Source organism: Acinetobacter sp. S54 (assembly GCF_016624945.1).
Taxonomy (GTDB): domain Bacteria; phylum Pseudomonadota; class Gammaproteobacteria; order Pseudomonadales; family Moraxellaceae; genus Acinetobacter.
In genome coordinates this window covers 31,819-52,973 of the sequence record NZ_JACVUI010000012.1, presented here as the reverse complement: position 1 = coordinate 52,973, position 21,155 = coordinate 31,819, and the positions used below count along the sequence as shown (strand labels likewise).

Annotated in this window: 22 protein-coding genes; 2 read left to right on the top strand and 20 right to left on the bottom strand. The window is 41.6% G+C overall.

What is annotated here, in order from left to right:
• Window position 1: 1 nt before the first annotated feature.
• The 20 genes from IAE20_RS13895 to IAE20_RS13800 form a co-directional block, all read right to left on the bottom strand.
• The gene (locus IAE20_RS13895) at window positions 2-742 is read right to left on the bottom strand and encodes a glycosyltransferase family 2 protein (protein ID WP_227611082.1); all 741 of its coding nucleotides are present in this window, start codon (window positions 740-742) and stop codon (window positions 2-4) included.
• Entirely contained in the window at window positions 739-2,412 is a 1,674-nt protein-coding gene (locus tag IAE20_RS13890) for an AMP-binding protein (RefSeq protein WP_200482547.1), read from the bottom strand. Before IAE20_RS13890 ends, IAE20_RS13895 begins: the two co-directional genes overlap by 4 nt.
• Window positions 2,396-2,959 carry a septation protein IspZ gene (locus IAE20_RS13885; protein ID WP_200482548.1) on the bottom strand — a complete coding sequence of 188 codons (564 nt, stop codon included), beginning with the start codon at window positions 2,957-2,959 and terminating at the stop codon, window positions 2,396-2,398. Before IAE20_RS13885 ends, IAE20_RS13890 begins: the two co-directional genes overlap by 17 nt.
• Window positions 2,956-3,210: an acyl carrier protein gene (locus IAE20_RS13880; RefSeq protein ID WP_200460602.1), complete on the bottom strand. Its 255-nt coding sequence runs from the start codon at window positions 3,208-3,210 to the stop codon at window positions 2,956-2,958. The genes IAE20_RS13885 and IAE20_RS13880 overlap by 4 nt, the downstream gene beginning before the upstream one ends.
• A 3-nt stretch (window positions 3,211-3,213) precedes the next feature.
• A complete protein-coding gene (locus IAE20_RS13875; protein ID WP_200460603.1) occupies window positions 3,214-3,474 on the bottom strand; it encodes a phosphopantetheine-binding protein in 261 nt (86 codons plus the stop codon).
• Window positions 3,471-4,268 carry a lysophospholipid acyltransferase family protein gene (locus tag IAE20_RS13870; protein ID WP_200482549.1) on the bottom strand — a complete coding sequence of 266 codons (798 nt, stop codon included), beginning with the start codon at window positions 4,266-4,268 and terminating at the stop codon, window positions 3,471-3,473. Before IAE20_RS13870 ends, IAE20_RS13875 begins: the two co-directional genes overlap by 4 nt.
• Window positions 4,262-4,873 carry a beta-ketoacyl synthase chain length factor gene (locus IAE20_RS13865; RefSeq protein WP_200460605.1) on the bottom strand — a complete coding sequence of 204 codons (612 nt, stop codon included), beginning with the start codon at window positions 4,871-4,873 and terminating at the stop codon, window positions 4,262-4,264. Before IAE20_RS13865 ends, IAE20_RS13870 begins: the two co-directional genes overlap by 7 nt.
• Before the next feature lie 164 nt (window positions 4,874-5,037).
• The gene (gene der, locus IAE20_RS13860) at window positions 5,038-6,447 is read right to left on the bottom strand and encodes a ribosome biogenesis GTPase Der (protein ID WP_200460606.1); all 1,410 of its coding nucleotides are present in this window, start codon (window positions 6,445-6,447) and stop codon (window positions 5,038-5,040) included.
• A 181-nt stretch (window positions 6,448-6,628) separates the two neighbouring features.
• Window positions 6,629-7,777 (bottom strand): outer membrane protein assembly factor BamB, encoded by a 1,149-nt coding sequence (bamB, locus tag IAE20_RS13855; RefSeq protein ID WP_200460607.1) that lies wholly within the window; start codon window positions 7,775-7,777, stop codon window positions 6,629-6,631.
• Window positions 7,777-8,478: a YfgM family protein gene (locus IAE20_RS13850; protein WP_200482550.1), complete on the bottom strand. Its 702-nt coding sequence runs from the start codon at window positions 8,476-8,478 to the stop codon at window positions 7,777-7,779. Before IAE20_RS13850 ends, bamB begins: the two co-directional genes overlap by 1 nt.
• A 29-nt stretch (window positions 8,479-8,507) precedes the next feature.
• On the bottom strand, window positions 8,508-9,800 hold the full coding sequence (hisS, locus tag IAE20_RS13845) for a histidine--tRNA ligase (RefSeq protein ID WP_200482551.1): 1,293 nt from the start codon (window positions 9,798-9,800) through the stop codon (window positions 8,508-8,510).
• Window positions 9,801-9,803: 3 nt separating this feature from the next.
• Window positions 9,804-10,922, bottom strand: a complete 1,119-nt coding sequence (ispG, locus tag IAE20_RS13840) for a flavodoxin-dependent (E)-4-hydroxy-3-methylbut-2-enyl-diphosphate synthase (protein ID WP_200460610.1) — start codon at window positions 10,920-10,922, stop codon at window positions 9,804-9,806.
• Window positions 10,923-10,946: 24 nt separating this feature from the next.
• Complete coding sequence (locus IAE20_RS13835) at window positions 10,947-11,729, bottom strand: helix-turn-helix domain-containing protein (RefSeq protein WP_200460611.1); 783 nt, start codon at window positions 11,727-11,729, stop codon at window positions 10,947-10,949.
• Window positions 11,720-12,472 (bottom strand): type IV pilus biogenesis/stability protein PilW, encoded by a 753-nt coding sequence (gene pilW / locus IAE20_RS13830; RefSeq protein WP_200460657.1) that lies wholly within the window; start codon window positions 12,470-12,472, stop codon window positions 11,720-11,722. The genes IAE20_RS13835 and pilW overlap by 10 nt, the downstream gene beginning before the upstream one ends.
• Before the next feature lie 67 nt (window positions 12,473-12,539).
• On the bottom strand, window positions 12,540-13,766 hold the full coding sequence (gene rlmN, locus IAE20_RS13825; protein ID WP_200460612.1) for a 23S rRNA (adenine(2503)-C(2))-methyltransferase RlmN: 1,227 nt from the start codon (window positions 13,764-13,766) through the stop codon (window positions 12,540-12,542).
• Between the two features lie 121 nt (window positions 13,767-13,887).
• Window positions 13,888-14,319, bottom strand: coding sequence for a nucleoside-diphosphate kinase (gene ndk, locus IAE20_RS13820; RefSeq protein WP_004994861.1), 432 nt, complete (start codon window positions 14,317-14,319; stop codon window positions 13,888-13,890).
• Window positions 14,320-14,430: 111 nt separating this feature from the next.
• Entirely contained in the window at window positions 14,431-14,631 is a 201-nt protein-coding gene (gene iscX, locus IAE20_RS13815) for a Fe-S cluster assembly protein IscX (protein WP_004992669.1), read from the bottom strand.
• A gap of 105 nt (window positions 14,632-14,736) precedes the next feature.
• Entirely contained in the window at window positions 14,737-15,288 is a 552-nt protein-coding gene (locus tag IAE20_RS13810) for a phosphatase PAP2 family protein (RefSeq protein WP_200482552.1), read from the bottom strand.
• A 29-nt stretch (window positions 15,289-15,317) separates the two neighbouring features.
• Window positions 15,318-16,595 carry a glycosyltransferase family 4 protein gene (locus IAE20_RS13805; RefSeq protein WP_200482553.1) on the bottom strand — a complete coding sequence of 426 codons (1,278 nt, stop codon included), beginning with the start codon at window positions 16,593-16,595 and terminating at the stop codon, window positions 15,318-15,320.
• Between the two features lie 145 nt (window positions 16,596-16,740).
• Window positions 16,741-18,933, bottom strand: coding sequence for a carboxy terminal-processing peptidase (locus IAE20_RS13800; protein WP_200460616.1), 2,193 nt, complete (start codon window positions 18,931-18,933; stop codon window positions 16,741-16,743).
• A 194-nt stretch (window positions 18,934-19,127) separates the two neighbouring features.
• Here IAE20_RS13800 and nagZ point away from each other — a divergent pair, with 194 nt between their 5' ends.
• Together nagZ and IAE20_RS13790 are read left to right on the top strand one after the other, a co-directional pair.
• The gene (gene nagZ, locus IAE20_RS13795) at window positions 19,128-20,147 is read left to right on the top strand and encodes a beta-N-acetylhexosaminidase (protein WP_200460617.1); all 1,020 of its coding nucleotides are present in this window, start codon (window positions 19,128-19,130) and stop codon (window positions 20,145-20,147) included.
• A gap of 107 nt (window positions 20,148-20,254) precedes the next feature.
• On the top strand, window positions 20,255-21,112 hold the full coding sequence (locus IAE20_RS13790; protein WP_200460618.1) for a class I SAM-dependent methyltransferase: 858 nt from the start codon (window positions 20,255-20,257) through the stop codon (window positions 21,110-21,112).
• Window positions 21,113-21,155: the final 43 nt, after the last annotated feature.

Below are 21,155 nucleotides of genomic sequence, written 5' to 3'. Positions count from 1 at the left end.
TCTAACCTTGCATTTTTTGTTTGAGGAGTTTGGGTAACCGCCAAAGCATACCCGCAAATAATCGTGCATGTGCTTGACTCATACCCAAGTTGTCGCGCCAGACATTAAAATGAGAAATTCCATGCTCTGGATAAATAACGGGGGTTGGAACATTAATAAATGCAATATTTTCCCATTTCAGACGGACTAGAATTTCACTGTCGAAACCCATGCGTGGCTGGAATTTTGCTTGTTTTAAAATCTTCAAAGTTGGCTCTAAAGGATATACTCGAAAACCACACATGCTGTCTTTAATATCAAAGGACAAACTGTTGATCCAGACCCAGATATGCGTCAAATAACGTCCATACAAGCGTTTCTTGGGGACTGATAAATCAAACATAGGTTGCCCAATCACAACAGCATGAGGTTGTTGCTGAGATAATTGCAAAAACTTATCAATGTCAGCCCAGTGATGTTGTCCATCAGCATCTAATTGTAAGGCATGGCTGAGACCCATTTGCCCTGCATAGTTCAAGCCAGTAATCACGGCCTGACCTTTGCCTTGATTCTGATCATGCTCGATTAAATGAAGCTGTGAATAATCCTGATCCAAAGCTTTCAATTGCTTTGTACATTCAGCATTACTGCCGTCATTCACCACGATCATAGGCAAATTATACTGGTTCAAGGTTGCTATAAGCTTATTGAGATAATGGGGATGATTAAATACTGGAATAACAAAACCATAAGCGTGCATCATATAGTCTCCCGATCCAAATCTTTCAATACAAACAACAAACGGCCAGAAGCCAGAGTTTGCTCTGCATCAGATAACTGAAAACTCACTTTATGCTGTTTACGTGTCAGCTTTAATTCAATGACATGATAAGGGCGAATCAGATGCTGAAATTTAAGTTGTTCATAACCATTACACCAATCCAGATCAGCCCAAATGTGTTTGGCAAATGTTTGAATAAATCCAATCTGCCCAACACCAGGATAAATGGGCTGGTTTGGAAAATGCCCTTTAAAACATAGTAGTTCAGGGGTAAATTCCAGTTTCATTTGACGGCATTCATCTACCTGCGAACGTGATAGAATCACAGGTTCTAACATAGGTTGAAACAAACTTTTTAAATATTGTTTATCCAGCTTAGACTGACTATTTTGTGGCAGTTCCGTCAGAAATCGCCATAAACGTGGAGTCGCAATATTTTCCAACTGACCATTCAATTGTTGTTTTAACCCAGATACAAATGCCTGTTTACCTATTTGTTGCAAGTGTTGATGTGCAGCATCGTGCAACACCACGATACAAGCCAAAAACTGACGCTGTTCCTGCTCTATTAATAGAGCATGACATTGTTTTATCTCTGCTAAGGTTTGGATGGTTTGTTCAATCGCATCCAGACTGAGGCGTTTTTCTTCTAGCTTAATCAAACGATCTGCACGCCCAAGCAATTTAAATCCTGATGCTAAATCAGTAACATCATGCCATTCCGCTAGATCGCCTGTTTCAATCCAATCTGTGCTAAATGCATGCTCAGTTTGTACTTTTAAACTTTGTTGCTGAATTTCAACTTTGACATCTGCAAAGGCTTGCCATGCACTTTCATCTTCAGTCCGATAGGCAATTCCACCCGTCTCTGAACTTCCAAAAATCTCAGTGATTGACTGATTAAGCAAAGGTCGGACGCCTTTTTCCAACTTACCGCCAGAAGAAAAAACTGCCAGACTGTTGACTAGCTCCAAATCCAATGTCCAGCGTTTGAGCAAAGCTGGACTTGAAATCACATAGTTTACTAATCCTTGTTCGGCAAAGTGCCTTTGTAGGCCAATCACATCTTCTGGGAAAGCCAGTTGTGGGCTATAAAAACTTCGCCCTGTAAGTAATGGCCAAAGCACTTTAAACAATAAACCGTAAATATGCTGATGACTTACGGTTGCTAATGCAATAACGGCTTCAGGCAATGAAAAAGTTTGATTCAGCCCTTTGACCTCATTGAATAATTGAAGGAGAGTACGCTGAATATGTTTTGGTTCACCTGTCGAACCAGAAGTGTAAAAAACGATCTGTGCTTGATCAATAAACTGATCGCTAAAATCAAGTGCAAAGCTAGGCGTAACTTCAGCCGAAGTCTGACGTGATAAAAAGTAAATATTTTGTGCAGCTAAATTCTGCTCAAGCTGTGCAACCCGGTGCGGAGGCAACAATATTCTTTTTTTTGCTTGAAGTGCAGCAAACAACAATACCAGAAACTCATAACTGTCTTGTTGCCAAAGCGCCCAAATGCTTTCAGGGTTTAAAGAAATCAATTGCGCTTGCTGCGACACATCCTGCCAAAAAGCAGCAAATGAAATGTGCTGCTGATCAGCAGTAATCGCTAAAGTCTGATGCGACTGAATAAAGGAGTTAAAAAACTTGTTCATCGTTATTGTTCAAACGCTGATGGCGCTTTCTTAAAATAAATTCACCGAGTAAAAGAATGCCCATTAAGACATAAGAAATAAAACCGTTATACAGTACCCAAATCTGTGTAGATGTATAAACAATGGTACACCATGCAATAGCAGCATTTCCAAGGAAAAAACCACACCACACCATAGTGACTTTCCGCGTCCATTGTACGCCAGATTCAGGCAAATCAGGCTGCATGATTCGTGCAAATCGCTCAATCATGGACGGTGGTCGCCATAATGTCGATGCAAATATACCCAAAGCTCCGAGGCTTATCAGAACTGGATAAAATTTAAGCCATGCATGGTCATTCAATATCACGCTTAAGCCGCCACATAAAATGGCAAACATGGCCAGTGGCCATAGCAATGCATTAGATTTAAACACCAGACGCGATAAACCCAAAGCCACTAGCAATATGCTGACGGCAAAAAAATGGCCGTGTGCTAGACTCCAGCCCACAACAAAAGGATAAGCGATAAAAAAGATCGCTGTGATCCATTTCAAAAGTTGATTCATTCCGTTGTCATGTTTTGAATCACAGTCACGACATCATGAACTGTTCTGACATTTTTAAAATCTTCTGGCTTCACTTGCTTACCAGTTAACTCTTTAATTTTTACAATTAAATCCACTGCATCGATGCTATCAACATCTAAATCCGAATATAGATTGGATTCGAGTTGAATAGTTTCTGGTTCAATTTCGAATAAATCTTCCATCCATTCACGCAAGGTAGAAAGAATATGTTCCTGACTTAACATAGTCACCTCTTATACTTTTTGTTGAGCTTCAACCAAAGTCACCAGACTTTGGATTGAGCGAAAATGCTGTTTGGTTTCATCCGACTCAGCATTTAAATGAATGTTGTAACGTTTCTTCAGGGCAAGTCCTAACTCCAAAGCGTCAATTGAATCCAGTCCTAACCCCTCTCCAAATAATGGTGCCTGATCATCAATATCCTCAATAGCGATGTCTTCAAGCGCTAAAACATCAATAATCATTTGTTTTAATTCGTTGGCCAAATTGCTCATTTAGATAACTCTTGTTTAAAAAAGTGGTGTAAATACTGATTGAGAACGCGAACATTTTTAGGACTGACCGTCAAATCAGAAAGTATCTCTGAAATATGGATGGCATCCAAAACTTTAATCTCAATATGAAAAGGTTTTGAAGGAATGTGATACCACTTTTCATTTTTGGTTAAGGTGGTAGGCGTACAACGAATTAACACAGGTCGAATCGGAACATCGGCACGAATGGCAATATTGGCGGCTCCACGTTGGAACTCATTAATCTGTTCATCTTTTTGTGTCCTTGTTCCTTCAGGAAAAATGATTAACGATGCAGCATTAGGCTGCTGCAAGCGTGTAACACAATCATGGATAAATTGATTAGATCCTGCATTTAAAATGTAACCCGCACTACGTACAGGCCCACGTGTAAATGGGTTTGACCAAAGTGACTGTTTCACTACACAATTGGCTTGCTGCATGAGTCCAATTAATATCACTACATCAATTAAAGTCGGATGATTAGCTATGACCAACTCTTTTTGGCTTTGCTGTAGTTTTTCCAAACCCTCCACCGAATAAGTCATAATACCCAGTTTGACCATCATCTCGGTAAAGCCCTTAAAACTGGTACGAATCACCTGCTGGGCGCGTTGTTGGCGAGTCGCCTGATCATGTGCAGTTAAATTCATTAACGGGGCAACTACCATTGCGATTGCCACGCCCCCAATCCCAAAACTGGCAAAGCTAAAACCTGTTGCCCCGACACGCCAAATATAATTGATTTTATTTTTTAATGATGCCCGATTTAACATTTTTGCCATCCTAGCAGTTTTGTCTGATGCTTATCTTGCCAAAACGCATAAAAATTCAGCGCGTCAATTTGTTGAGTCTGCTCAACGGCACTCAATTCAACATTGGCATGTTCCAGACGAATTAAGGTCGACATTGCAAATGGTTCAAAAACGTGTTGATCCTGATAAATGTCAGGCAAAGGCGCATCATAGTAAACCAGCAAAACTGTTTTGATCTGAGGCTGACTTTTTAAAATGGCATAGGCTTCGATCAATGCTTCTGACCAACCACAACTTAAACTGGTCGAAATGGTATCGTCTTTACATAGAATAGAATAAAGGCCCGCAATTGCATTATGAACCGAGGTTGAAAATTGTGTAGGTGACGGCGTTTGACTGGTTAAAACATCCTGCAAAATAGCCAGTGTTTTTGTTTCATCGCCATAACGCGAGACCCAAACAATATACTCAACAGGGTTCTGCTCTAACGTTTGCATGGCTATATTGATCGCCATTTTTGCCAAAGGCGAAAGTCTTCTGCGCTGCATGGCAGGCAAAGACTCTAGCGCCGTACACTCATCTTGTGTACAGCACAGTCGAAGCGCAGATAGATGAAGTCTGATCATGCTGAATGCGAGCCTATGACAAAGGGGGAAGAAATTGGTGCAAAATTATAGCACCAGTCTCCAAATTAACAAAAAATTACATTTTATCTGAAATAACAATGAGATGCAGTGCTTTTAAATAAAAAAACCCCGAAACTGAATCGGGGTTTAAAATTATGGGGAATTTAACGTTTAAATTTTTTCTCTGCTTTTTTGAATTTCTGAATATAACGACGACGACGTGCAGCCACACGTTCATCCAATTGCGACTTACGTCCTTCAAATGGGTTTTCAGAGGTTTTAAAATCAATTCGAACCGGAGTACCTTCAAGTTTATACACTTTACGGAACACATTCTCCAGATAACGACGATAATCAGCTGGCGTTTTGTCTACTTTATTTCCATGAATGACAATAGTGGGTGGATTTTGTCCACCCATATGCGCATAACGCATTTTTATTCGGCGACCACTGATCATTGGTGGCTGATGTGCTTCTGTCGCATCATTTAAAATCTGGGTCAATTTTGCTGGCGAAACTTTTAAATTCGCCGACTCATAAGCACGGTGAATCGATGGGTAAAGTTCACCGACTCCAGTTCCATGTAAAGCAGAAATCAAATGAATTTTTGCCCAAGGGATAAAGTCAAAACGACGTTCAACGTCCAGTTTACATTGTTTGCGATCGTATTCAGTCATGTTGTCCCATTTATTAATGGCGATCACCATGGCACGACCTGCTTCAAGCGCGTAACCAATTAAATGTAAGTCTTGTTCTACGATCCCATCACGAGCATCTGCTACCACCACAACAACATGCGCATCTTTCATCGCCTGTAACGTTTTCACGACTGAGAATTTCTCAATCATTTCATCAACTTTACCTTTACGACGTACACCTGCGGTATCGATCAACGTGTATTTACGACCATCACGCTCAAACGGAATATAAACCGAATCACGTGTAGTTCCTGGTTGGTCAAATGCCACCACACGATCTTCACCCAATAAGCGGTTGACCAACGTAGACTTACCGACATTTGGACGACCAATAATGGCTAAACGCAAGCCCGTATTTTTATCGTGTTCTTCTGAACTTTCATCCTCTGGTACATCTGCAAGCACATCTTCAAGCATCTGGGCTACACCACGCCCATGACTCGCGGCAACGTGTAAAGGTTCACCAAAACCTAGTTTATAAAACTCAACCACTGCCGCTTCCGCATGCACACCATCTACTTTATTTGCGACCAGATAAACTTTCTTGCCAAGACTACGTATTTCACGCGCAATTTGTTCATCTGAGGCTAAAAGCCCTGCACGTGCATCAACCACAAAAATAATAATATCGGCTTCATTGATGGCAGTTTTCGATTGCTCAGCCATGTAGGCGTCAATCCCCGCTTCACTCTCACCGATACCGCCAGTATCAACCACAATAAATGATTTATTTTGGTAAACGGCATCACCATATTTACGGTCACGAGTAAGTCCCGCAAAATCGGCAACAAGTGCATCACGACTCTTGGTAATCTGGTTAAATAGCGTTGATTTTCCGACGTTGGGACGACCAATGAGCGCAATAACGGGTTTCATAAATTAACCTACATTCAAGATCAGCCATTTTTTGGCATGAACAAGGAAATAATAAGGAAGATTTTAGGTCAAGGACCTGAATAAAAAACAACGGGGTTTTGAATATTGTGTATTCAAACACCCCGACGAATATGAAGCATAAAATTCGCTAGCTGCTAGTTTAGCACAAGCACGTCTAAAATTAACGATTTTGCCAAACAGTAAATGCACCTTTGCGTGTTGATACATAAAGCTGATTATCCACCACACGCAAAGTACGCACTTCACCGCTAGTTTTGGATCGGCCAACAAGCTCTCCACTGTTTGGATCAATCAGATGCAAATAACCATCCAAATCACCTACCACTAAGTCGGAACCTAACATCACTGGATTACTCAGTTGACGATGCATCAGAACATCACTTTCCCATGCTTTTTCGCCTGTGGTCAGGTTATAGGCCACCAGTTTTCCATCGGTTTGTGCCACGAATACTCTGTCATTGCTGACCTCAGCACGTTTATTACTGCTTGCATCTTCGCTCCAAACGACTTGCTGTGCAGCAACATCAATCACAGTAACTTGCCCCTGATAACTGGTCGTCACGAGAAACTGACCCACGACTACTGGATCACCATCGATATCAATCAGACGTTGTACATCTGAACGCCCTTCACTGACTGCAACACGGCGCTGAAAACGTGGGACACCACTAATCACATCAATCCCATAGACATATGCATTAGCAGATGCAACTATTACAGTATAATCATCCAACATCACAGGTGATGGCTGTCCACGCAGGCTGAATTGCACATTCGGCATTTTATAGGCCCAAAGCTGCTGCCCAGTTTTTACATCATGCGCAAATACCGTGCCATCATTGGCAATAGTAATCGCACGTCCATCATGCACCAGAGACGGACTAAGCAAAGCTCCACTTAGTTGAGCTTGCCATTTTTGTTGACCCGTTGCCTGATCCAGAGCAAACAATTCACCTTTGGCAGTTCCCACTAGCACTACGCCTTCTTTAGCTTCAACACCTGACGTCAAGCCGTGTTTATTTACACGAGTTTCCCATAGACGTTGTTTACCACGATAGGCAGAGACTTCACCTTTTGGATTGACAATAAAATTCACGCCATTATCAGAATCAAGCTGCAAACGTAGTGGATCTGCTTCGTTTGTTGAAGAAACACTTTGTGAAAATACTGGAACCAGCGTTTTTGCCTGTGCCAGTTTTGGCAAAGGATTCGGTTTCGGCTCTTCCACCTTAAGTTTATTACTTGAGCAACCAACTAAAGCTGCTGCAACCAATGCAAGCGCAAACGGGAGCGTAAATTTTCTATCCATTAAGACTTATCCACCTGTGTGTCTAAAATCGGGCGTTCAATCTCAGGATCATCTACTAAAACGCCAACACTTTCGAGTTTAATTTGTAAAATTTGACGCTCTTGCTTGCGCTTTAATAAATCATCCCATGCGCTTTGATACGCTTTTTTTGCAGAGGCAATATCTTTTTTAGCGACATAAATATCGCCACGAGCCTCTTCAGCCGTCGCTTTGAATGCAGGATCAGTGACTAAAGCCAATGTTCTCAAGGCATCATCATATTTATTTTGTGCAAGTTGAGCGTAAGCCAGACGAAGTTTAACCAGTTGTAATAAACCATCATCATTAAGTTTTGAGTTTTCAACTTTCTTCAATGACTTTTCTGCTGCTGCATAATCGGCTTTGTCATACGCCACTTTCGCCAGCATCAGTTCAGTTTGAATCGCTTGTACTGAATCTGGCGCATCTTTGGTAATTTTATCTGCTGACGCATATAAATTACTTAGAGCATCTGGGTTTGATTCAGCACCTTGCGCCTGATCTATTAACTGCTGTACTTTTGCAGTACGCACCTGATTTTCAGCTAGTGTTTTTTTCTGCCAATATTGCCATCCAAAAAAGGCGATGAGCGCAATTAAAATACCGCTAATAATGGCAGAGCCATATTTTTTCCCGAACGACTTTAAATGATCCAGTTGTTCTTCTTCAGTTAACGCACTCATCTACGTTCCTTATCCTTCAGCTTTTTCGCTTATTTTGCCAATTTTTCAGTTAAAAATGAAACCAGTTGATCAATCGCTACATTGGATTGTTCAGCTGTTGCCAGCTCTTTTACATTTAATTCACCAGCTTCCCATTCACGCTCGCCCAAAATCATGGCGTACACGGCACCTGACTGGTCTGCTTTTTTCATCTGGCTTTTCATACTACCCTGAGAACCCGTTTTGAGACGAAGCTGGCTATTAATTACTTCAAGCTGATCACGCAATTGTTCTGCCAAAATCAACGCACGTCCCTGATACGCAGGTTCAGCTACCAAAAATACGTCACAATCACGCGTTTCCTGAGCGTGTTCTACTTGTTCTAGAAGCAACAGTAAACGCTCCATTCCCATAGCAAAACCAACAGCAGGAACCGATTGATCCACTTTACCTTTCAACTGACCAACCAAACCATCATAACGTCCACCTGCACAAACCGTGCCCTGTGAACCGAGTGCTGTAGTCGTCCATTCAAAAACGGTTTTATTATAATAATCCAGACCGCGTACCAATTTTTGGTTAATCACAAAAGAAATACCCGCATCACTTAAATACTGTTGCAGTTGTTTAAAGTGATTCATGCTGTCTTCTTTAAGAAAGTCATGCAATTTCGGTGCATTTTCCAGAATTTTTTGAGTTGATTCAATCTTTGAATCTAAAATCCGTAAAGGATTGGTCGTCAAACGGCGTTGTGAATCTTCATCTAGCGCGTCTTTATGTTGGGTCAAAAACTCCACCAAGGCAGTGCGATATTCTGCACGCTCGTCCATCTCGCCCAGAGTATTCAGTTCCAATTGAACTTTATCTGCCACGCCCATACGTTTCCATAAACGTGCTGTCAATAAAATGACCTCAGCATCAATATCAGGCGTTGCGACCCCAAAGGTTTCCACACCAAACTGATGAAACTGGCGATAACGTCCCTTTTGCGGTTTTTCATAACGAAACATCGGTCCAAGATACCAGACTCGTGGAGTTGCACCCCGCAATAAGTTATGTTCTAGCATCGCGCGAACGCAACCTGCAGTACCTTCAGGGCGCAAGGTCAATGATTCAGGCGGAGTTCCTTTGTCAAAAAAGGTATACATTTCTTTTTCAACAATATCGGTCGCATCACCAATGGCGCGTTTAAATAAACCTGTTTGTTCAACTATCGGCAATCGAATTTGCTGATAGCCATAAGTATCCATTAAAGATGCCAGATGTTGTTCTAAACGTCTCCACGCAGCCGTCTGACTTGGAAGAATATCGTTAAAACCTTTAATTGCAACAATTGAACTCATGACCTACTCAAAACTTGTACGGATAATTTCTTTAGATTTAGCTTCTTCTAACGCTTTCACACGTTCACGAACCATCGATTCGATTTCTTCAACCAATTGATCGGTGTCAATCAAATGGCTTTTTTCACCATTGCGATAGACCAGTGAGCGAGGAGACGCGCCTACCACCCCAATATCTGCCTCTTTAGCTTCGCCCGGTCCATTGACTTTACAACCGATCACGGAAACATCCATAGGCGTACGCACATCTTCAAGACGCTCTTCCAACATCTGCATCACTTTAATCACATTAAATTCTTGACGTGAACAGCTTGGACAAGCAATAAAGTTAATGCCGTTAGAACGTAATCCCAATGATTTTAAAATATCAAAGCCGATTTTAATTTCATCTTCTGGCTCGGCGGCAAGTGAAATACGCATGGTATCGCCAATACCTTCCATGAGTAAACCACCTAACGCGATCGCGGATTTAACCGTACCTGTACGGTAGATACCCGCTTCCGTCACACCGAGATGTAAGGGATTATCAATCTGCTGGGAAAGTAGGCGATAAGCATCCATCGTCAGAAACACATTAGAAGCTTTGACGCTGACTTTAAACTCGTGAAAATCCAGTCGATCCAGAATATCAATATGACGTAGTGCAGATTCAAGCAATGCTTGTCCTGTAGGTTCGCCATATTTTTTCTGTAGATCTTTTTCCAGAGATCCTGCATTGACCCCGATACGAATTGAAATGCCATGATGGCGCGCAGCAGCCACTACTTCACGAACTTTCTGATCGGAACCAATATTTCCTGGGTTAATACGCAGACAATCAGCACCATAATCTGCAACTGCCAGTGCAATTTTATGATCAAAATGGATATCGGCAACCAAAGGAACCGTCACTCTTTTACGAATTTCACCAAAAGCTTCTGCTGCTTCCATCGAAGGCACAGACACACGCATAATGTCCGCACCCGCATCAGCACAGCGTTGAATCTGCGCTACAGTAGCATCTACATCACAAGTTTCAGTATTGGTCATGCTTTGCACACTTATAGGTGCATCGCCACCGACATAAACTGAACCAACACGAATTTTTCGTGTTGGTCGACGCTTGATTGGATTCTCGATCATTGTTTTTCTCTCATTTACTCTTCATTAACGAGATAAACGGAAATCTGCTTTCCCATTTACCGTATATGGAGACAATGAAATCGGTTCTTGGTTTAGGCTTAATGACACAGCAGCTGCATCATCCAGACGAATTTGAAATGGTGATTGACCATTTAGGCTTAAAGTAGATGCCTGACGACCAGTTGCCAGTACTTTTCCGGTTGAATCAACAATGTGTACTGAAGTCGGACGATTAAAATTAAGCACCAACTCATCTCCAGAAGTTGCTGCTCCATTATTTAATGGCAATACTTCAACACTTGAGCTTTGTGGCGCAACTGCATTCGTTTTCTTGGCCGACCAGTTTTGAAACATCGTTACGATAGTCCCAATAATGATCAAAGCTACAATCAAAATAAGGCTACGCTTTAACCATTTTCGATTACGATCACTTTTTGAACCTGGCAATTTCCCCATAATTTTAATGGGAGAATTGGTTAAGGCATGATTTGGTAATAGGCCTGTATCATTGGCATAAATTTCATCAAAACGCTGAATAATTGCAGTCGCATCCGTTTTTAAGTATTTCGCATAAGAACGATAATAGCCTTTGATAAACGCAGGTTCTGGCAAGCTTTTATAATCATCTTGTTCCAAAGCAGTCAATGTCTTAGGCGGCATATTTAAATCAGATGCCACATCATTCAGCTCAAGTTTCTGGCCAAGACGAATCTGGCGTAAGTACTCACCTGGACGTTGAACATTTCCTAATGCTGAAGTAGGTGAACTTGAGCCAGTTGGCTGCTGTGAATTAGGATTTATTTCCATACGGCCTCAGTACTGTACTGTAATTGCAAATAACGTTTATATTCTGAACTGTCAGGGAATAAAGCACGAAGTTGATTCACCAGTGCCTGCATTCCTAGTCGATCACCATTGGCTCGTGCAACACGAATACCGACCCAAAGCGCACGTGCACCTTGGTTGGTCTGCCCCACTGTACGCACATATTGTTCATACATTTGTGTTGCCGCTGGTATTTGCTGTTGCAAATAAAAAATCTCTGCCAACTCTAACATAGATACGTAAGAGTCGCGGTTTGCCTGTAAAGCTTGTTTGAACGACTTTTCAGCATTCACACGATCTTCAAGCAATACATATATACGCCCCAGATTTTCAAGGGCACGATAACGCTGATCATACCCAAGTGTTGCCCCTGCAATAGTGAATTGTTCAATCGCATCATTATAACGTTGTTGTTGATACAAGTACGTACCATAATTATTACGAGCCTGTGCATTATTCGGATCTTCCGAGATTGAACGTTTAAAATACGTCTCCGCTCGCTCCCGATTGGTTGCACTGCCTTCTTGTTGTAAGAGTACGCCCATCATCATATTGGCCATGGAGTCACGAGAATTAACTTCCAATGCCTGATCAAGTGAGCGCTTGGCAGCATCCAGATCACCTGACTTAATATATTCAGCAGCCAGTTGTGTCCGTACTTGCACAGCTTTTTTAGGGTCTTTGTTTGTTTTTTGAGATTGGCATCCCGTTACCAGCAACGCCATTAAACATGCTGCAATCCAGACTGTGGAACGTGAAGTAAATCTACTCAACAACTCTACCCCCAATGTATTATCCCTGTGAACGAATAATCTCTTGTCGCTCTGCGACTTTCTTTTTCCATTGTTCAGCACGACGGGTTCGATCTGCAACCTGTCCTACCAGTTGACCACATGCCGCATCGATATCATCACCACGTGTCTGTCGAATCGTACACACAAATCCAGCATCAGACAAAGTTTTTTGAAAGGCAATAATCCGATTTCGACTAGAACGACCATATGGTGCATGTGGAAACGGGTTAAATGGAATCAAATTTATTTTACTTGGTAAATTTTTTAATAATTTAATCAACTGCTGTGCATGTTCAGCATGATCATTTACGCCATCCAGCATTACATATTCAATGGTGACATGTTTACGCGTGCTTTCATTGCCATCTTTGGCCAAATAACGCTGACAGGCTGCGATTAATTGCTCAAGTGGATATTTTTTATTAATGGGAACCAACTCATTACGCAACTCATCATTGGGTGCATGTAATGAAATGGCAAGTGCCACATCAATATCCTGTGCCAGTTGATCAATCTTGGGAACGACACCAGAAGTGGATAAAGTCACACGGCGTTTGGACATGCCATACGCAAAATCATCCAACATTAACTGCATTGAGCTGAGTACGGCATTGTAATTTAACAATGGTTCACCCATGCCCATCATGACGACATTCGTCACAGAACGCTCACGTTCTGCCACAGGCACTTCTTCCATATAGGAATAGTTTGCCATCCAAAGCTGTCCAATAATTTCATCAGGTGTTAAATCACGTTGAAAACCTTGCTTACCCGTAGAGCAAAATGAACAATCCAGCGCACAACCTACTTGTGAAGAAATACATAGAGTTTTACGTGAACCTGTCTTATCTTCGGCAGGAATCAACACAGTTTCGACTAATGAACCTGCACCATCACCGACACGGAACACCCATTTACGGGTTCCATCTTTGGAATAGTGACGATGTACGACTTCAGGCGCTTTAATTTCACACACCTGTTCAAGTTTAGTGCGCAATTTACCAGAGATATTGGTCATCTCAGCAAAGTCAGTCACAAAATACTGATGAATCCACTTCATCACCTGACCCGCACGAAACTTTTTCTCTCCTAATTGTTCAAAAAATCCCTCTAGTTCTGTGCGAGACATACCCAATAGATTGACTTTGGCACGGACAGTATTTTGCACTGCATCAACAGGCTGTGCATGTTCTGTTGGTGCTGGGAGATCTATTACAGAAGTCATGAGATTACCTAAACCATAGAAGTGGCGAAGAAATATTGCCTAATATTTCAGCAAATTTATTCAGAAAAAAATAAAAAACCAGATAAGTATAATACCACTTATCTGGTTTGGATGCTCTCGATTAACGAGTGCGTGGGAAGATCTCTTCAGCAGCGAAGAAATATGCAATTTCACGCTCAGCAGATGCTACAGAGTCAGAACCGTGTGCAGCATTTTCATCGATGCTAGTCGCGAAATCAGCACGGATTGTACCTGGAGCCGCTTCTTTCGGGTTAGTTGCACCCAAAATTTCACGGTGAGCAAGAACTGCATTTTCACCTTCAAGCGCAGATACAACAACTGGACCAGAAGTCATGAATGCAACTAGGTCAGCAAAAAAACCACGTTCTTTGTGCTCTGCATAGAAGCCTTCAGCTTCTGCTTGAGACAAATGCTTGTATTTGATTGCAACTGGTTTCAAACCAGCTTTTTCAAAACGTGCAATGATTTCACCAATGTGGTTTTTACCAACTGCATCTGGTTTGATGATTGATAAAGTACGTTCGATTGCCATGAGTGGCTCCTCGCTTAAAATTTTAAACGTAAAAAATTGGGCGCATTATACCGATGTAAACAGTAATAATCAGCCTTGAATATGTAAAAGTTATAAATTTCCGATGATTTTTTAACGAACTTCGTCAATCCATGCCATTTGAATGGCTTCTAGCAGCCCTTCAGTCGATTTGGCAGGATCATCAGAGAAATCTGGCAAAGCACAAATCCATGCATGTAAATCAGTAAAACGGACCCATTGTGGATCAACATCTGGGTGTGCATCACTCAGCTCAATTGCAATATCAATGGTATCCGTCCAGCGTAAGCCCATGGTATGTCCTGTTGTCTCAATCAAATGAATGCTACTTTAGCAAATTTCAGACGAAGCGAACACGTGAACTGTTTGATTTATGAATGAGGTGATACTTCTTCAAATTTATAAATGAATACTCATTAAAGGTGCTGCAAAAATAATCCCGCAACCTACCACTGTCCCAATAACAGCACCGACGATCACATCGCTGGGATAATGTAAACCAAGCACCATACGCGACAAAGCCACCAAAATGGTAAATGGCAGCATAATAGCCACCAGAATAGGCTGAATATAACCCAACGCAATGCTTGCCATAACTGCATGCAAAGTATGGCCTGAAGGAAAGCTAAAATGATCCAGCGGACGTTCGCCCAACACAATCACTTGATGCACCTGATAAGGGCGTGGGCGTGTCGTTTTATGTTTTAAAAATTTGTAAATTCCGGTGCCTACGGAACCACCCAACAACAAGTAAATGATTTGTAAACCATAAAATAGCCCTTGTGATAGCCAAACCATAAACAGCATGACGTACCAAAATAGACCATCGCCGAGCCGGCTAATGATTTTAAAAAATTGGGCAATTCGCTGTGAATGCGAAAAATGGTTGAGATACAAACAACCTTTTAAATCCAAATCCAGTATTCTAATTTTAGCGTTTTTAAAATTCATGGTGACACTCCTCTCGCTTAAACGGAGATTTATACCCGGTAGAACTCTTTAACGACCTGATATAAGGCTTGTTCCATTTGATATACAGGTTGTTGCCAACCACTTTGCCGAACATGCTGAAGTGCATGTATTCCCATCTGCTTTAGCTGCTGTCGTGCCGGTAGCTGGTATAAAGCCTGAATAAATGCATTTACTTGACCTAACGGACTTAACCAGCCACTGATCCCATGCTCAACATACTGACTAGCACAAGCATAATCATAAGCAACCACAGGCAAACCACTCGCCATAGCTTCCAGTACAACATTACCAAAGGTTTCGACCTGACTTGCAAATACAAAAACATCAGCACTTGCATAAGCAGTTGCAAGATTCTTGCCAGTTAAACTTCCTGTAAAAATAACCTCACAATTTTCTGCTAATTGTTTTAAACGCATACGATCAGGCCCATCACCTACAATCACCAGTTTAAATTTACGATGCAGCATACGCTGTATACTGGCATAACTTTGAATTAATAACTCAATTTCTTTCTCAGGAGACAAACGTCCAACATACAACATAACAGTTGTATCACCAGAGGCATCCCAACTTGCTCGTAATTTCTGACAGCGATATTGCGGTGAAAACCTTTCTGTATCGACCCCACGTCCTACGATACTTAATGGACAGGTAATGCCAAAACCACGTAAGGCTTTTTCAGTATCCTTACTGGGTACACAAGTCATATCCGTACTGTTGTGAAACCAGCGTAAATAGCCCTGAATCGGTTTGAGCAAAAATGCGAGATCAAAGAATCGGCTAAAATCCTGAAAAGGAGAATGAAAGCCACTAGACACGGGAATATTTCGGGCTCTGGCTGCATGCAGTGCTGTTAGTCCCAACGGCCCCTCTGTCACAATATGTACTACATCTGGCGAGAATGTAGCAAAAGCCTTACTCACTTTTACATATTGAGGCCAACCAAATTGTAAGCCAGGATATTTAGGTAGGGTTTGTGATATCACTAGACATTCTTTATTAGGTGAAAATTCTTCACACTTCAGGCGTTGCTGTGGTCGTACCAGTAAAATTTTATGTCCCTGCTGCTGTAAACCCTTACACAATTGCAGTAAAGATAGTGCCACTCCATTAATTTCAGGTGGCCATGTCTCAGTGACAATAGCAATTTTGAGTTTAGGACGTACCAACTTATCTAGTTCATGCCAATCCTGTCTAATTTTTGTATGTCTGTTTTTAAAGTAGAATTTAAAATTTTCAGGGAAATTTTCTTGTTTTAGCAGCGTTGTAGCGAATGAACCTTGCATACAACTATCCATTTGATTTATTTTCATAGCTCAAATATTAGACAGCTGTTTTGACATTTTGATGATAATGGGATGACAGTTTTTTGACAGAAAAAAAAGAGCATATCGAAATATGCTCTTTTTATTTATTCAACTTGCTTAAGCATTATGGATGATTTTGCAATTTGGCATAATCCAGCAATACATTTGCCGCTTCATTTACAAAGGTTTCTTCCTCAGGCAAAGGCGGACGCGCATTAATCTTCATTTTGGCACGAGATTCGCTCAATGCATCTAAAGAAGCCTGATAACTTTCCCAATTACTAAATGGTTTTAGGCCTGTTGCTGCACGGCGCTGATTTTCAGCATCTAATGTTTGTTTTTCCAGTCTTAAAATTTCTGCCTTACGTTGATCAATATCTAAGACGATACGCTTTTGATCTTTGGTTTCATCAGCAATGGCACGGCGTGCTTCAAGATATTTGAATTGTGGATCGACCGCAACGCGAACTTTTGATTCCTGAGACAACTTTTCAACATAAGGCTGAATCGAACCTTCACGCTTAAATGGTGCAGTTGGAATAGTATCCCATTTCAACGCATTTTTAGCCTTACGTTCGCCAAACTCTTCATCATAAATATCGACCAGTTTAATGTCTGGAATCACCCCTTTATTTTGGGTACTTCCACCAGTAATACGATAGAATTTACGTTGGGTCAATGTTGCCTGACCATGAGCCAGTGTATCTAATTGAACCTGCGCCGTTCCCTTGCCCGTCGTGGTACTACCAATCACAATACCACGTTCATAATCCTGAATCGCGGCTGAGTAGATTTCACTGGCAGAAGCAGAAGCTAGATTCACCAAAATTGCGAGTGGACCCGCATAAGTCTGAGCGCCGCCATCATTATCTTCAAATACGCTCACATTGCCATTACCGTCACGAATTTGTACCACTGGCCCTGATTTAATCACTTGCCCCAACATACGTGCCACTTCTTCAAGTGAACCACCTGGGTTGTTACGCAAGTCAATAAGAATACCATCAACATTTTTAGCAGAAAGTGACTTCAAGGCATTATTGGTATCTTCAGAAACCGAACGATACTCCGTTCCCGCACGGCGCGCACGATAGTTTAAATAAAATGACGGGATTTCAATCACACCAAATGTATGTTTTTTACCATCACGCATAATGTCAATAGTACGTGAACGCACGCCGGCATCTTCTTCCTGAATCACATCACGTACCAGACTGACGGTACGCGCCTGACTCATGGATGCGCCCGGCCCTAGCAACTTAATGGTAACCTTCGTGCCACGCTTACCACGAATTAACCCGACAATTTCAGCACTTGACCAGCCAATCACATCGACCATTTTATCGCCATCTTGAGCAACCCCAATAATGCGATCACCAGATTTAACCTGCCCCGATTTACTCGCTGGGCCACCTTCTACGATGGTTTCGATTTTAATGTAGTCTTCATTTCCACGTTCAGGACGAATCGAAACGCCAATCCCCTCTAACTGTAAAGTGGTTTGACGATTTAACTCCATTGCATCAATCGGAGGGTAGTAATTACTGTGTGGATCGTAAGTTGCCATCATGGCATTCAACGTTTTGTCCAGCACATCGTCACTCTTGACACGACTAATGCGCTCAAGTTGACGGGTATAACGTTTTGTGAGGGTTTGAACAGGCGTTAAATCTTCGGGACTCGTTAAATCCTGACCATTTGCCAACTCTGGGTTGTCTTTCAAGGCTTTTTGTTTAGCCAGATCTTCTTCTTTACTAATGGTGAGGTTAATTAACTGCGACACCAACATTTTACGCCAGTAATCCTGCTGTTCAGCCGTATTTTTAAAATACGCTGCTTTTTCACGATCTGTGTCAATAAAGACATTAGGCTGATGCAAGTTTTGTGGTTTTTTCAATTCAGACAACATGTACTCATAGAAAGCACGTAAACGTTTACGATATTGATCATGAATTGCATAAGGCCCCGTCAAATTACCCGCTTTAAGCGCGGCACCGAACGTTGAACCATATTTTGTTTTGTAATCTTGAACTTCTGAAGCCAGAAATAAGGAATGATCAGGATCTAGACTGTCCAGATACATATCTAAAATACGATTGGACGTATTAGCATCCAAACGCATATTTAAATAATGCTGACGGTCTACTAAGGTCGCTAACTGGCGAGACACTAGCGCTTGTTCCTGAGTCGGTTGAATGGTTTGAGAGATGGCCGCAGGTGCAGTATCAGTTGCCGCAATTGCTTCGTTTATCGCATGTGTGAAGAACAATCCACCAGTCGCGACTGCAACTGCACAAGCTATCATTTGAAGTTTCATAAATTTTTAATACTTCCTTGGATTTTCCAATATTACATGCTGTGCCATCGACCCCGAATGTCACAGATTCAACATGTTACCCAACTTAATTTGTGTATGTCGTGTAGTTTTATCATATTCTATGCTGGCAGAATGTAGCAAATCATTGCAAAATTCAGCTATTGTTTTATCCAGAAATTAGACGAGCAACCTTTATGATCGGCGCTTTGATGCTAGACATTGCTGGCACAGAACTTACACAAGAAGATATTGAACTCTTACGCGCTCCGCAAGTCGGTGGCATGATTTTATTTGCAAGAAATATTGAATCGCCACAGCAAGTGCGTGCATTAACAGATCACATGCGTCAAATCCGTCCCGATATTTTGGTTGCAGTCGATCAAGAAGGTGGTCGTGTACAGCGCTTAAGAACAGGATTTACTTTATTACCAGCCATGGGACGTTTTGGTGAGTTATATCAACATCAGCCAGAACAAGCGATCCAACTAGCACAACAATGCGGTTGGTTAATGGCAACCGAAGTTTTAGCAGTAGGCATTGATTTTAGTTTTGCTCCTGTTTTAGACATTAATGATATCAGTGATGTAATCGGTGATCGTGGTTTTGCCAAAAATTCACAGGATATCGTGCCATTAGCAGCTGCATTTATGAAAGGGATGCAACACGCTGGTATGGCAACTACAGGCAAGCACTTCCCTGGTCACGGTTCAGTACAAGCGGATTCTCATGTTGCCGCGGCTGTTGATTCACGTAGTTATGATGATATTTATCAAAAAGATATGCAAACCTTTATCCAGTTGATGCCGCAACTGGACGCATTGATGCCTGCGCATGTAATTTATGAACAGGTTGACCCGAACCCAGCAGGTTTTTCTCCATTCTGGATTCAAGAAATCTTGCGTAAGCAATTAGATTTTGATGGGGTATTGTTCTCTGATGACCTGAGCATGCAAGCGGCCTGTGTTGCTGGAGGAGCAGATGCACGTTTACAGGCTGCGCTCTCAGCAGGCTGTGATATGGGTCTAGTATGTAATGACCGTTCATCGGCTTGTATAGCCCTAGATGCAATTAAACATCTGGCTTTACCAAATCAGGAACGCTTAGAGCGTATGCGAGGTAAGATTCCTGAGTTAGAAATAGGAAGTCAACTTTCGTTAGGATCTATCTGGCAGTCTCATAAAATGCAGATTGAGAAATTCAAAGATAGCTTTTAAAGTATTGAAGGTTATAATAAAGTCACTTTTACATCATGACTATACGGGTATATTCATGATGTCTAAAATCAAACATGGATGATAAATAAAATAATAGGCTCAGGAATATGACCCAACCCCTTTCAAAACATCGACATATCTCTTTTACAGCCCACTACACAGGTTATATCTGGTATCAAATGGGGATCTCCCATCAAGCATTTGCGACAAAGAAAGGAAAGTCTTTAGCCGCGCTTGTCCATCCGCTGGAAAGTTGGGCAGAAAAATATGTTGGTGGCAGTATGCGCAGCACTCTGAAACAGCGGCATACTTTACTGGATGATCAGCTCAAAACGCTAATTGAACAACACCCTCAGTTACAGGTATTAGAAATTGCCAGTGGTCTTTCACCACGAGGCTGGTGGTTTAGACAACATTACCCTAAGATTATCTATCGTGAGCTAGACTTACCGGATATGGCTCAAACCAAGCAGGCTGCATTGCAACAAATCGAAACCAATGCACCCGAAATGCTATCCGTTGATTTATTTACCGAAGAATTTAAACAGGCCTTTGATTTATTTAATCCCTCCTTTCCTTTGGTAGTGATTAGTGAAGGACTGATTAATTATTTTGAGAAACCTTTACTAGCTCAATTAGTACAATCAATTGCTCAATATGGGAATCAGTTTCAAGAACTCCATTATCTCACGGACTTATACCCTGAACCTGTCAAAAATAAACTGGCAAATATTATCTGGAGTAGCAGTAAACTTCTAAAATGGATGTCACGTAGCGCTTTTAGCTTTCACTTTACCACACCAGCGGATGTAGAGAAATTCTTTGCAGATAATGGCTTCAATGATGTAGAAGTGACACAGCCAAAAAGTTATTTTGACTCTGAAAGCACCCACCAACCTCATGCTGATGAGCATTTAGGCGATTTAGTCTGGACAATTCATGCCAGCAATAAAAATCAGCATTAAAAATGCTGTTTTACCCTCCATCTTTCCAATAAAAAACAGCGTC